Annotated in this window: 13 protein-coding genes and 1 pseudogene; 7 read left to right on the top strand and 7 right to left on the bottom strand. The window is 72.7% G+C overall.

Going from position 1 to position 12,168, the window contains the following annotated elements:
- Positions 1-132: a hypothetical protein gene (locus EAD98_RS31765; protein WP_255421220.1), complete on the bottom strand. Its 132-nt coding sequence runs from the start codon at positions 130-132 to the stop codon at positions 1-3.
- Positions 133-210: 78 nt separating this feature from the next.
- Complete coding sequence (locus tag EAD98_RS10545; RefSeq protein WP_121653873.1) at positions 211-687, bottom strand: MarR family winged helix-turn-helix transcriptional regulator; 477 nt, start codon at positions 685-687, stop codon at positions 211-213.
- 95 nt (positions 688-782) lie between these two features.
- Between EAD98_RS10545 and EAD98_RS10540 the strand changes: the two genes are divergently transcribed.
- From EAD98_RS10540 to mqnP, 3 genes are all read left to right on the top strand, one after another.
- On the top strand, positions 783-1,337 hold the full coding sequence (locus EAD98_RS10540) for a carboxymuconolactone decarboxylase family protein (RefSeq protein WP_121653872.1): 555 nt from the start codon (positions 783-785) through the stop codon (positions 1,335-1,337).
- Between the two features lie 74 nt (positions 1,338-1,411).
- The gene (locus EAD98_RS10535) at positions 1,412-2,872 is read left to right on the top strand and encodes a menaquinone biosynthesis decarboxylase (protein WP_121653890.1); all 1,461 of its coding nucleotides are present in this window, start codon (positions 1,412-1,414) and stop codon (positions 2,870-2,872) included.
- Positions 2,872-3,783, top strand: a complete 912-nt coding sequence (gene mqnP, locus EAD98_RS10530; protein ID WP_121653871.1) for a menaquinone biosynthesis prenyltransferase MqnP — start codon at positions 2,872-2,874, stop codon at positions 3,781-3,783. The genes EAD98_RS10535 and mqnP overlap by 1 nt, the downstream gene beginning before the upstream one ends.
- Here mqnP and EAD98_RS10525 read toward each other — a convergent pair.
- The gene (locus EAD98_RS10525; protein ID WP_121653870.1) at positions 3,780-4,742 is read right to left on the bottom strand and encodes a terpene synthase family protein; all 963 of its coding nucleotides are present in this window, start codon (positions 4,740-4,742) and stop codon (positions 3,780-3,782) included. The two genes, mqnP and EAD98_RS10525, sit on opposite strands and share 4 nt — an antisense overlap.
- 162 nt (positions 4,743-4,904) lie before the next feature.
- Here EAD98_RS10525 and EAD98_RS10520 point away from each other — a divergent pair, with 162 nt between their 5' ends.
- Positions 4,905-5,534: a UbiX family flavin prenyltransferase gene (locus EAD98_RS10520; RefSeq protein WP_121653869.1), complete on the top strand. Its 630-nt coding sequence runs from the start codon at positions 4,905-4,907 to the stop codon at positions 5,532-5,534.
- 90 nt (positions 5,535-5,624) lie between these two features.
- On the opposite strand, the gene EAD98_RS10515 is transcribed toward EAD98_RS10520, so the two are convergent.
- Positions 5,625-5,891 carry a BldC family transcriptional regulator gene (locus tag EAD98_RS10515; protein ID WP_007454516.1) on the bottom strand — a complete coding sequence of 89 codons (267 nt, stop codon included), beginning with the start codon at positions 5,889-5,891 and terminating at the stop codon, positions 5,625-5,627.
- Between the two features lie 269 nt (positions 5,892-6,160).
- Between EAD98_RS10515 and EAD98_RS10510 the strand changes: the two genes are divergently transcribed.
- The 3 genes from EAD98_RS10510 (at position 6,161) to EAD98_RS10500 (ending at position 8,706) form a co-directional block, all read left to right on the top strand.
- Positions 6,161-6,619, top strand: a complete 459-nt coding sequence (locus EAD98_RS10510; protein ID WP_121653868.1) for an Lrp/AsnC family transcriptional regulator — start codon at positions 6,161-6,163, stop codon at positions 6,617-6,619.
- Positions 6,620-6,752: 133 nt separating this feature from the next.
- Positions 6,753-7,583: an SDR family oxidoreductase gene (locus tag EAD98_RS10505; protein ID WP_121653867.1), complete on the top strand. Its 831-nt coding sequence runs from the start codon at positions 6,753-6,755 to the stop codon at positions 7,581-7,583.
- A 31-nt stretch (positions 7,584-7,614) separates the two neighbouring features.
- The gene (locus EAD98_RS10500) at positions 7,615-8,706 is read left to right on the top strand and encodes a PLP-dependent cysteine synthase family protein (protein WP_121653866.1); all 1,092 of its coding nucleotides are present in this window, start codon (positions 7,615-7,617) and stop codon (positions 8,704-8,706) included.
- Positions 8,707-8,731: 25 nt separating this feature from the next.
- Here the strand turns inward: EAD98_RS10500 and EAD98_RS10495 are convergent, their stop codons facing one another.
- From EAD98_RS10495 to EAD98_RS31520, 3 genes and pseudogenes are all read right to left on the bottom strand, one after another.
- A complete protein-coding gene (locus tag EAD98_RS10495; protein ID WP_121653889.1) occupies positions 8,732-9,352 on the bottom strand; it encodes a putative glycolipid-binding domain-containing protein in 621 nt (206 codons plus the stop codon).
- Positions 9,353-9,474: 122 nt separating this feature from the next.
- Positions 9,475-11,496, bottom strand: a complete 2,022-nt coding sequence (locus EAD98_RS10490; protein ID WP_121653888.1) for a DEAD/DEAH box helicase — start codon at positions 11,494-11,496, stop codon at positions 9,475-9,477.
- A gap of 197 nt (positions 11,497-11,693) precedes the next feature.
- Positions 11,694-12,168, bottom strand: a pseudogene (locus EAD98_RS31520) (hypothetical protein); the annotation flags it as partial.

Genomic DNA, 12,168 nt, shown 5'->3' with positions numbered 1-12,168 from the left:
CTAGCCGGGCGTCCTGCCCGTCGGATCCCGGCGACCGGGTCGCCGGCCGCGCAGTGTCCGGTCCACCTGGACGGTGACCTGGTAGGCCACCTCGGGCAGATCGGCCAGCTCGATCCGCTCGCCTTGACCCACTCCAGGTCGGCGATGTCGCGGTGTCCAGGCCGGCGACACCGCCACGTCGGCGATGTCGTGTCGATCGACCGGGTGCGGTCAGCCGCCGAACCAGCCTGGTACGTCGAGCCGGAACCAGTTGGGGGCGGCTACCGCGCGAAGGTCGTCCTCCAGGGCGTCGACCCGCTCCGGGCCGAGGGCTTCGACCCACCGTTCGCGCAGCCGGTCGAAGATCTCGGCCGAGCGGCGCAGCCCGTCGACACCGCGCGGGGTCATCGTGATCAGCCGGCGGCGGGCGTCCCGGGGATCGTCGACCCGGTCGAGGTAACCGATGGCGATCAGCCGGTCGACCGTCTTGCCGGCTGCCTGCTTGGAGATGCCCAGCCGCTGGCCCAGTTCGGTGGCGGTGGTGCCGTCCGCCCCGACCGCTTGGAGCACGAAGCCGTGCAGCGGGCGCAGCTCGGGATGCCCCTGCCGGGCCAGCTCCGCGTGCAGGTCGTCGATCAGCGTCCGGAAGCCGGCCAGCAGGAGCAGCGGCAGCTGGAAACCGGGCCGGGCGGCGTCAGCGGTTGCCACGTTCGACAACCACGTTTACTATTTCGTCAACCACGTTGACTACTTTACGTCGCCCGGCGACCCGGGCGACGTGACACTCCCGAGAGCAGGTACCCATGTCTGTCTTCACCGCGCACACCGCCGAGACCGCACCCGCCGCCGCCCGCCCGACCGTCGAGGGGGTACGCCGCCGATTCGGCTTCCTGCCCACCCCAGTGGCGCTGATGGCCGAGTCACCGCAGTTGCTCGCTGGCTTCCTCACCGCCAACGCCGGCTTCGAGCAGACCGCTCTCAATCCGCTGGAACGCGAGGTGGTCGTCCTCGCCGTCGCCACCACGAACGAGTGCCACGTCTGCGTCGCCCTGCACACCGGCACACTCACCCAACTCGGCGCGACCGCCGAACAGATCGCCGCGCTGCGCGCCGGCAGCGCCCTGCCCGAACCGCGGCTGGAGGCGCTGCGCCGGTTCACGCTGGCCGTGCTCGATCACCGGGGCGCCGTGCCCGACGACGAGCTGGCCAACTTCCTGGCAGCCGGCTACCAGCCCCGGCACGCGCTGGACGTGGTGCTGGGCGTCGGCACGTACACGATCTCCACCTTCGCCAACCGCCTCACCCGGGCGCCGCTCGACCCGCCGCTGGCCGCGCACGCGTGGACGCCCGCCGCCTGAACGCGCCCCGCTCCGGACGTACGTCACAGCACCCGGCTTGGTCGGCGACGAACGCCATGCGGGAGACTGGCGGCATGGCGGCTCGTGGCTTCCCGTACACCGATCTCAAGGACTTTCTCGCGGCGCTGGAGCGCGCGGGCGAGCTGCGTCGGGTCAGCGTCCCGGTCGATCCGACCCTGGAGATCAGCGAGGTGGTCACCCGCACCGTGCGGGCCGGCGGGCCGGCGCTGCTCTTCGATCGCCCGACCCGGGGCGAGATGCCGGTGGCGATCAACCTGTTCGGCACCGAGAAGCGGATGGCGATGGCGCTCGGCGTCGACTCGCTGGACGAGATCGGCGACCGGATCGGCGAGATGCTCAAGCCGGAGCTGCCGCAGGGCTTCTCGGGCATGATGGGCGGCCTCGGCAAGGTCATGCAGCTCAAGTCGATGCCGCCGAAGAAGGTCAGGACGGCCCCGTGCCAGCAGGTGGTCTACCGGGGTGACGACGTCGACCTCAACCGGCTCCCCGGGTTGCAGATCTGGCCGGGTGACGGCGGAATCTTCCACAACTTCGGGCTGACCCACACGAAGCACCCGGAGACCGGCAAGCGCAACCTCGGGCTCTACCGCCTCCAGCAGCACTCGCACAACACGATCGGCATGCACTGGCAGATCCACAAGAACTCCACGGCGCACCACGCGGTCGCCGAGCGGCTCGGGCAGCGACTGCCGGTGGCCATCGCCATCGGCGCCGACCCGGCGGTCGCCTACTCGGCCAGCGCGCCGCTCCCCGCCGAGATCGACGAATACCTGTTCGCCGGGTTCCTGCGGGGCGAACGCGTCGAGATGGTGGACTGCCTGACCGTCCCGTTGCAGGTGCCGGCGCACGCGCAGATCGTGCTGGAGGGCTACATCGAGCCGGGCGAACGGATGCCGGAAGGGCCGTTCGGTGACCACACCGGCTTCTACACGCCGGTGGAGCCGTTCCCGGTCATGCACATCGAGTGCATGACGATGCAGCGGGATCCCGTCTACCACTCGATCGTCACGTCGCAGCCGCCGCAGGAGGACCACGGTCTCGGCAAGGCCACCGAGCGGATCTTCGCGCCGCTGCTGCGCTTCCTGATCCCGGACATCGTCGACTACGACCTGCCGGCCGCCGGCGTGTTCCACAACTGTGCGATCGTGTCGATCCGCAAGCGCTACCCGAAGCACGCGCAGAAGGTCATGAACGCGATCTGGGGCGCGCACATGATGTCCCTGACCAAGCTGATCGTGATCGTGGACGAGGACTGCGACGTCCACGACTACAACGAGGTGGCCTTCCGCGCCTTCGGCAACGTCGACTACGCGCGGGACCTGCTGTTGACCGAGGGTCCGGTGGACCACCTCGACCACGCCTCGTACCAGCAGTTCTGGGGCGGCAAGGCGGGGATCGACGCGACCCGCAAACTCCCCACCGAGGGATACACCCGCGGCTGGCCGGAGGAGATGAGCATGTCGCCGGAGGTCACCTCCCTGGTCGACAAGCGCTGGAAGGAGTACGGCATCTGATGGCGGTCCTCGACGCGCCGGCCGAACGGCCGGGCCGGATCAAGTCGTTCCTCAAGCTCGTCACCATCGAGCACTCCGTCTTCGCGCTGCCGTTCGCCTACCTGTCGGCGCTGACCGCGATGCAGGTCAACGGCGGCCGGGTGCGCTGGGTCGACCTGCTGCTGATCACCGTGGCGATGGTCGGGGCGCGGACGTTCGCGATGGCCGCCAACCGGATCCTCGACCGGCGGATCGACGCGCGGAACCCGCGTACCGCCAACCGGGAACTGGTCACCGGGGCGGTGAGCCTGCGGACGGCCTGGACCGGCGCGGCCGTCGCGCTGGTGGTGTTCCTCGCCGCCGCCGCGCTGCTCAACCCGCTCTGCCTGGTGCTGGCGCCGCTCGCCGTGGTGCCGCTGGTGGTCTACCCGTACGGCAAGCGGTTCACCAACTGGCCGCACGCCATCCTCGCGATCGCCCAGGCGGTCGGCCCGGTCGGCGCCTGGCTGGCGGTCACCGGCACCCTGGACGGCTCCTGGCCGGCCTGGCTGCTCGGCGCAGCGGTCGGGCTGTGGATCGGCGGGTTCGACCTGATCTACGCCTGCCAGGACGACGAGGTGGACCGGGAGATCGGGGTGCACAGCGTGCCCGCCCGGTACGGCCGGCGGTTCGCGCTGCACGCCTCCACCGTCGCGCACGTGGTGACGTTCGCGCTCTTCGTCTGGTTCGGGGCGCTGGTCGGGTTCGGTTGGCTCTGGTGGGTCGGCCTGGCGCTGACCGCCGTCGCGTTCGGCTATCAGCACCTGGTGGTCACGCCGACCGACCTGAGCAAGGTCAACCGGGCGTTCTTCACCGCGAACGGCTTCGTCGGCATCGCGCTGTTCGTGTTCGCCCTGCTCGACCTGGTGATCCGGCTTAACCTGCGGGCCTAGGCGCTGGTGGGGTAGCGGGCGCTCTCCAAGGTCCAGTCGATGGTGCCGCGCACCGCGTAGGCGACCCCGTCGAGGTGGTCGGTGACGGCCTCGTCCAGCGCCGGGCCGAACGACGGCACCGTGGCCCGCAGCGCGACGAAGCGCCGCATCGACTCCTGCCAGCGCTCGGTCACCCGATCCACCGCCTCCGTCGGCGACAGGCCCCACTCGTCCTGCATGGCCAGCACCAGGTTGTGCCCGCCCGCGGTGGCCCGGTCCCGGTCCAGCGACGCGAGGTCGTTGTACCAGGAGAGCAGGTCGTTGCCGGTGCGGGCGACCCGGCGCAGCAACGGGTGGTGGTAGACCGGGTCGGGCAGCGGCCGGCCGGTGACGAACTCCACCAGCGGGTACGACACGTCCGCCGCCGAGGTGGCCCGGCGCAGCTCGACGTACTCGGCAACGCCGGGTCGGCGACCCGCCTCCTTGTTGACCGCCTCCCGCCAGGTCCCGTCGAGGTGCCGGGCCACCGCGTCGGCGAAGCGCAACCGCCACCGGGCCGGCATCCGGCGGCGCGGCTCCCGCCAGGCCAGCACCAACAGCCGCCGCAGCGGACCGGTCAGCCCGACGTGGCGTGCCCGGGGACCGTCGTGCAGCAGCGCCAACGTGCCGTTGCGCAGCGCGCGGATCTGCTCCGGAGCGAGCCGGTCCGGCCCGTCGCAGGCGTCGTCGACCAGGAAGAACCAGGTGAACAGGGCGGTCAGGCTCCGCAGGTCGGCCTCGGTGGCGTCCGGGTAGAGCCGACCGGCGTACCGGGCGAAGGCTCCCCGGCTCAAGCGGTGCAGCGCGGCGTCGTCCAGCGGTAGGCCCAGCTCGGGCAGCAGGCGGAGCAGCCAGTCGTGCACCCGGTCGGCGTGCGGCGAGAGCCGGGCCGGGATGGGACATTCGGCGCGCAGCGTCCAGAGGATCTCGCCGGTCGTCACCGATGCCTCCTGTGCGATCTGCTGCCGGTGCGAATGGCCACCGGCAGCATGCCAGGTGCACGGGACACGCAGTGCCCGCCCGGACATCTCGGGCGAGCGACGCAGAGGCCGATCACGGGGGGTGCCCACCGGCGCACGAGCCTCACCAGGCAGGCTGGGGGCATGCGGGAACCATGGGTGGTCGGGGTGTCCGGGGCCTCCGGTACGCCGTACGCGGCGGCCGTGGTCGGCGGGCTGCTCGACGCGGGCGAACCGGTGGACCTGATCGTCTCCCGGGCGGCGCGGCTCACGGTGCTCGACGAGACCGGCCGGCCGTTCCGCGACGCGCACTGGGCCGAGGACCTCGCCGCCTGGCTCGGCCGGGACCTGACCGGCGCGGACGTGCGGCACTGGCCGGCGCGAGACCTGGCGGCCGGCCCGAGCAGCGGCTCCTACCGGGTACGCGGAATGGCCGTGGTTCCGGCCAGCACGGCGGCGTGCGCGGGCATCGCGATCGGGCTCTCCAAGGACCTGTTGCAGCGTGCCGCCGAGGTCAACCTCAAGGAACGGCGGCCGGTGGTGGTGGTGCCTCGGGAGACGCCGGTGACCCGCAGTCACCTGGAGCACCTCATCGCGCTGCACGACGCCGGCGCGGTGGTGCTGCCGGCGAGCCCCGGCTTCTACGGCGCGGGCGCGGCGGCCAGCGCTCAGCAGTTGGTCGACTTCGTGGCCGGCAAGGTGCTGGACGCGCTCGGCGTACCGCACACCCTGTTCCGACGGTGGTCCGGCCAGCTCGGCGCTGCCCGGAGCTGAGCCGTCTCGTCCCGCGCGGTCACGACGGGTGGCCGTAGCGGGACGCGGACCGGACTGCTGCCCGGTCCGCGTAGCGTTGTCCGCACCAGTTCAGTACATGCCGGCGTTGGCCGGACCCGGCCCGGTGGAGGCGGCCGGGCCCACGTTGCGTGGCTTTCCGACCTCGTCCACTTCGTCCAGCATGCCCTCCCCCTCAAGCAGGGCTCGCACCTCGGATTCCCGAAACCGGCGATGCCCGCCTGGAGTCCGGATGCTTCCTATCCGGCCGGCCGCCGCCCATCTCGTCACAGTCTTCGGGTCCACCCGAAACAGCGCGGCGACCTCACCCGGTGTCAGCAGGCGATCTCCAGTGTCCACAGCCCCCTCCTCGCGTCGACGAAGCCCCTGGCTGAACACACTGCCCCCGGCTGGTGCGAGCCCAGAGCCGTCATGAGGGACGTATGGCAATTACAGCACCAGGGACCTGGCCTGTCCGCCAAACGCGAAAAATGCACTGAGTGGGAAGTTAGTAAATGGTACTGGTGCAACCCCTACCTTGACCGTCAGTTTGTGAACAGTTACTCACTGCTGTGTGCAACGGATGCCGAAGGCGTCGCGTTACGCCCAACGGGATAAGGTCACTCTCCGTGGACGCCATCGACCTGAGCCTCGTCGACCTGCTGCGCGGAAACGCCCGACTCTCGTACGCCGAGCTCGCCCGGCAGGTCGGCCTCTCCGCCCCGGCCGTGCACGAGCGGGTTGGCAAGTTGGAGAACAGCGGCGTGGTCCGCGGCTACCGCGCGGACGTGGAGCCGGAGGCGATCGGGCTGGGTGTCACCGCGCTGATCGGCATCGTCGAGGACTCCGGCGCGGACAGCGACGACATGCTCGAGTCGCTCCGGGTGCTGCCCGAGATCGAGTCCTGCTACTTCATGGCGGGCGTGGAGTCCTTCCTGCTCAAGGCGCGGGTCGGCACGATCGCCGAGCTGGAGCAGCTGATCGTGCGGTTGAACCGGACGCCCGGGGTCGCCTCCACCCGTACCGCCATCGCCCTCTCCACCAAGTGGGAGAACCGCCCCCAGCCGGTCGGCCCGCAGCCCGCCTGACGCCGAGGCGGTGGGGCTCGGCCTCGTCCACGAACGCCAGGGCGACGGGCAACCACGCCTCACGGGTATCCACCCCTGGCGTGGGGCCGGTCGGCCCTGGTGCCGTACCGGCGGACGGCGGTAGCGTGCGCCGATGACCTCGCCGGTACGTGGAGTGGCCGTGGTGACCGGGGCCGCGGGCGGCCTCGGCCGCGCCGTCGCCGCCGCGTTGCACGCCGACGGGTGGTCGGTGCTGCTCACCGACGTCGACCCGGCCGCGGTGGCCGTTGCCGCCGCGCCGCTCGGCGGCTGGTCCGCGGGGCTGGACGTCCGGGACGAGGACGCCTGCGCCGAGATCGCCGCGACGGCAGCCAGCCGGGGTGGCCTCGGCCTCTGGGTCAACAACGCCGGCATCCTGGTCACCGGTCCCGCCTGGGAGCACGACGGACCGACCCGCCGCCGGGTGCTCGACGTGAACGCGCTCGGCGCGATGAACGGCACCCTCGCCGCGCTCACGGTGATGCGCGGGCAGGGGCACGGCCACGTGCTGAACATCGTCTCGCTGGCCGGGCTGGTCGCCGCACCCGGTGAGACGGTGTACGCGGCCAGCAAGCACGCGCTGCTGGCGTTCAGCCTCGGCACCCTGTCCGACCTGCGGATGGCCGGGTACCGGCGGGTGCACGTCTCCTGCCTCTGCCCGGACGGCATCTGGACGCCGATGCTGCACGACCGGCTGGACGACCCCGGGGCGCTGGCGTCGTTCACCGGCTCCATGCTGACCCCGGAGCGGGTGGCCGCCCGGGCGGTCCGACTGGCCCGCCGGCCCCGCCCGGTGGTCAGCCTGCCGCGCTGGCGGGGCGCGCAGGTCCGGCTGCTGGACGCCCTGCCCCGGCTCGCCATCGGGCTGACCCCGCTCGTTCGGGCCGTCGGCCGGGCCGGGCAGCGCCGGCAGCACCGCCGGGTCACGGCGGCGGACCGGCGCTGACCTCCTCAGGACCGCTTGCTACCTTGCCGGCGTGACTCATCTCGACCGGTGCGACGAGGCCAGCCGGACCTGGGTGACCGAGGCGATCGCCGCCGTCGAGGCGGACGCGAACCGCTCGGCCGACACCCACCTGCTGCCGTTCCCGCTGCCCCGGGAGTGGGGGATCGACCTCTACCTCAAGGACGAGTCGGTGCACCCGACCGGCTCACTGAAGCACCGGCTGGCCCGCTCGCTCTTCCTCTACGGGCTCTGCAACGGCTGGATCGGGCCGCGCACCACCATCGTCGAGGCGTCCTCCGGGTCCACGGCGGTCTCCGAGGCGTACTTCGCCCGGATGCTCGGACTGCCGTTCATCGCGGTGATGCCCGCCTCCACCTCGCCGGAGAAGATCGCGCAGATCGAGTTCCAGGGCGGCCGGTGCCACCTGGTGGACGACCCGGCGAGCGTGGTGGTCGAGGCCCGCTGGCTGGCCGAGGACTCCGGCGGCCACTTCATGGACCAGTTCACCTACGCGGAGCGGGCCACCGACTGGCGGGGCAACAACAACATCGCGGAGTCGATCTACGCGCAGCTGAGACTGGAGCGGCACCCGATTCCGGCCTGGGTCGTGGTGGGCGCCGGCACCGGGGGCACCAGCGCGACCCTCGGCCGGTACGTCCGGTACCGCCGGCTGGCCACCAAGCTCTGCGTGGTGGACCCGGAGAACTCCGCGTTCTACCCGGCCTGGTTGGCCGCCGACTGGTCCGTGCGTACCGGGAAGGGATCTCGGATCGAGGGGATCGGCCGTCCGACCGTGGAGGCGTCCTTCCTGCCCTCGGTGGTGGACCGGATGGTCCAGGTGCCGGACGCGGCGTCGTTGGCCGCCATGCGGGCCGGCTCGGCGGTGCTCGGCCGTCGGGTGGGCGGCTCCACCGGCACCAACCTGTGGGGCGCGTTCGGCCTGATCGCCGGGATGCTCGCCGAGGGCCGGACCGGCTCCGTGGTCACCCTGATCTGCGACGCCGGCGACCGGTACGCGGACACCTACTACTCCGACGAATGGGTGGCGGCGCAGGGCCACGACCTGGCGCCGCACGCCGCCGTCATCGACCGCTTCCTGACCAGCGGCGCCTGGCCCGCCTGAGCACGACGGGGCTGGGCCGGCGCGCTCAGCGCGGGTCGATCCGTTCGGCGAGCCCGGGGTAGCGCACCACAAAGCCGTCGGCGTCGAGATCGATGTCGGCGGTGAAGGTGCCGCTGGCGAACCGCACCCGGCCCGGCCCGAGCCCGGTGTAGATCTGCTCGGCCGCCACCACCTCCAGACCGGGCAGCAGGACCCACGCCACGGTGATCCGGTGCGGCAGGTCGGCCGGCTGGGCGGCGAGCCCGAGCCGGTGGACCGGTAGGGCGTTGAACAGCGGCGACCCGCTCAGGTCCACGTCGAGCGCGTCGGCCAGCCGGTCCGGGTCGTCGGTGCCCGGCAGGCCGGCCGGAGGGTGACCGGCAGCGACGAGTGCCGCGTCCAGATTGCCCTGCTCGGCGGTGGTCACCCGCCATCGACCCGCGGCCCGCTCCAGCGTGACTCTGCGCAGCCAGCCCGGCCCTTCCGCCTCGACCTCGACCCGGGTGGTGCTCCAGTCCGGAGCGGTGGTCAGCTGGTAGCGGGCGGTCCAGGGGACCGGGTCCACGGCGAGCAGGGTGCCCCGGGCCGCCAACCCGTGGCCGTCGTCGAGCAGGACCTGCTCGCTGCCGGCGGTGTCCGTCCGGGACCAGAAGATCGACTTCGGCATGGTCGGCATGAGCCGGACGTTACGCGACCGAGCCGACATCGGCAGGGCATGCGCGAACGCCGCCGCGGAGCGTCGGCTCCACGGCGGCGTTCGGTGGATCAGTGGATCAGTGGATCAGTGGATCAGTGGGTACGGGCCGGCGGCCGCCCGCCGAAGCCACGCCGGTCGTCGCGCTGCCGGTCGTCGCGCTGCCGGTCACCCTGACCGCGGCTCTCCGGGCGGAAACCACCCCGGTCCGCGAAGCGCCGCTCCCCGGCCGGTCGGTCCCCGAACCGGCGCTCGTCGGCGGGGCGCTCGCCCTGCTGCCGGTCGCCCTGGGCACGGTCACCGTAGCGCCGCTCGCCCGTCGGGCGGTCGCCGAACCGCCGCTCGCCCTGCGGCCGGTCGCCGTAGCGCCGCTCGCCGGTCGGGCGGTCGCCCCGGCCGCCCCGGCCGTCCCGGTCACCGAACTGCGGCCGGTCGCCGTAACGCCGCTCGCCCTGCGGCCGGTCGCCGTAGCCGCGGGTGTCCCGGTCGGCGTACCAGCGCTCGCCACTCGGGCGGTCGCCGTACGACCGGTCGCCCTGCGGACGGTCGCTGTACCCCCGGTCGCCCTGCGACCGGTCGCCGTACCGGCGCTCGCCGGTCGGCCGGTCGCTGTACTGCCGGTCGCCGTAGCGCCGCTCGCCCTGCGGACGGTCGCCGTACTGCCGGTCGCCCTGCGGCCGGTCGCCGTAGCGTCGCTCCCCGGTCGGACGGTCGCCGTAGCGGCGCTCCCCCTGGGATCGGTCGCCGTAGCGCCGGTCGCCGCCCGGACGGTCGCCGAACCGGCGGGGGCCGCCGGAGCGGTCGCCGTAGCCCCGGGGCTCCGCCTCCACGCGGACCGGCACGCCACTGGGCTCGCGGGCGCCGATCAGCTCGGTCAGCATCGGGTCACCGAGGCGGACGCGGTTCTCGGCCGGCGCGACGCCGGCCTTCTCCAGCATTGCCAGGGTGGTACGACGCTGCTTGGGCAGCACCAGCGTGGCGACGGCGCCCGACTCGCCGGCACGGGCGGTACGCCCGGCGCGGTGCAGGTAGTCCTTGGGGTCCTTCGGCGGGTCGACGTGCAGCACCAGGGTGACCCCGTCGACGTGGATGCCCCGGGCCGCCACGTCGGTGGCGACCAGGACGTTCATCCGGCCCTCGCGGAACTCGGCCAGCGTCTTGGTACGCATCCGCTGGGTCTTGCCGCCGTGCAGGCCACCGGCCCGTACGCCGACGGCAGCGAGCTGGTCGACCAGCCGGTCGACGCCGAGCTGGGTCCGGGCGAAGACCATGGTCCGGCCGTCCCGGGCGGCGATCGAGGCCGTCACCGGGAACTTCTCGTGCGGCGGGATCAACAGCATGTGGTGATCCATGGTGGACACCGAGGCGGTGGACGGTGCGGTCGAATGGGTCACCGGATCGGTCATGAACCGCTTGACGAGCGCGTCGACGTCACCGTCCAGGGTGGCGGAGAAGAGCAGCCGCTGACCGTTCGCCGGCGTCTTCGCCAGCAGCTCGGTCACCTCGGGCAGGAAGCCCATGTCGGCCATCTGGTCGGCCTCGTCGAGCACCGTCACCTCGACGTCGTCGAGCTGGCAGATGCCCCGCTCGATCAGGTCTCCGAGCCGGCCCGGTGTCGCCACGATGATCTCCACGCCGCGGCGCAGCGCGTCGATCTGACGGTCGTACGGCACCCCGCCGACGGCGGTCTTCAGGAACACGTTGATCGCCTTGCCCAGCGGCAGCAGGGCGTCGTTGACCTGCATGGCCAACTCCCGGGTCGGAACCAGGACCAGGGCGCGCGGGCGCATCGGCCGGGCCGGCTGGCCGGCGGCGACCCGGGCCAGCAGCGGCAGGCCGAAGGCGAGCGTCTTGCCCGAACCGGTCTGCCCGCGGCCGAGCACGTCCCGGCCGGCGAGCGCGTCCGGCACGGTGGCCCGCTGGATCTCGAACGGAGTGGTGATGCCCTGCCGCGCCAGCGCGCGGACCAGCGGCTCGGGCAGGCCGAGCGCGGCGAAGTCGACGTGCTCGGCGACCTCCGCCGGGGCGGCGTCGGGGGTCTCGAGGGCGGCGTCGGCCGCCGCCGGGGCGGAATCGAAAACGGACGGAACGATGCTGGAGTCAGCAGAGGTGGTCAACAAATGCCTTTCGAGCGGGGCGCATCTTCGCGATGGCCTGCCGCGGCTGTGCCGCCGGATCGCCCGCAAGATCGCCCATGGGCGCGCATCACGCACGCCGGGTCAGTGATCTCAACCAGTGTACGGCGGTCCGGCGGAGCCGCCAGCCGGTTGCCCGACCGTAGTGGGCGGACTCACCATCGCGCCGGATCGCCGACTCAGCCGTTGAGCACGTTGCCGACCAGACCGTCCAGGGCGTCGTTGGCGAGCAGGACGACCAGCACGCTGATCCCCACCAGCAGCCCCAGCGCGGCGGCCAGGACGATCACCACCCGGGTGGTGCTGGAGGACCGCTCGGCCGGGGTGTCCGCCCAGCCCTGAGCCAGGATGTGCCCGGTCAGCGAGCCGGAATTTTCCACGGCGTTGGTGGGCAGCGCGATCGTGGCGTGGCCGGGTCCCTCCCCGCTGCCGTAGACGGTGCCGGCCAGGTCGGCGCCGCCGTCGTACCGCCCGCTGCGGGCGGCGGCTGAGCCCCGTCCGGTCGGCCCGCCCGCCGGGTTGGCGGGCGACGTGGCCTTCCGGGGGCCGCCCGGGGTGTGCCCACTCGACGGGGTGCCGCCGGTGGTGGACGGCGGCCAGCTGGGCAGCGCCGGTGCGGGCACCACCGGCGGGGCCGAGACGGGTGCCGGGGCC

Origin of the sequence: Micromonospora sp. CV4 (genome assembly GCF_003667455.1) — a bacterium.
GTDB lineage: Bacteria > Actinomycetota > Actinomycetes > Mycobacteriales > Micromonosporaceae > Micromonospora.
Note: the sequence above shows the minus strand (reverse complement) of the source record. Positions and strands in the feature narration are given on the sequence as shown.

Coding starts and splice junctions, on each gene's coding strand:
- EAD98_RS10540 (WP_121653872.1), top strand. CDS start 783: ATGTCTGTCTTCACCGCGCACACCGCCGAGACCGCACCCGCCGCCGCC.
- EAD98_RS10535 (WP_121653890.1), top strand. CDS start 1,412: ATGGCGGCTCGTGGCTTCCCGTACACCGATCTCAAGGACTTTCTCGCG.
- mqnP (WP_121653871.1), top strand. CDS start 2,872: ATGGCGGTCCTCGACGCGCCGGCCGAACGGCCGGGCCGGATCAAGTCG.
- EAD98_RS10520 (WP_121653869.1), top strand. CDS start 4,905: ATGCGGGAACCATGGGTGGTCGGGGTGTCCGGGGCCTCCGGTACGCCG.
- EAD98_RS10505 (WP_121653867.1), top strand. CDS start 6,753: ATGACCTCGCCGGTACGTGGAGTGGCCGTGGTGACCGGGGCCGCGGGC.
- EAD98_RS10495 (WP_121653889.1), bottom strand. CDS start 9,352: ATGCCGAAGTCGATCTTCTGGTCCCGGACGGACACCGCCGGCAGCGAG.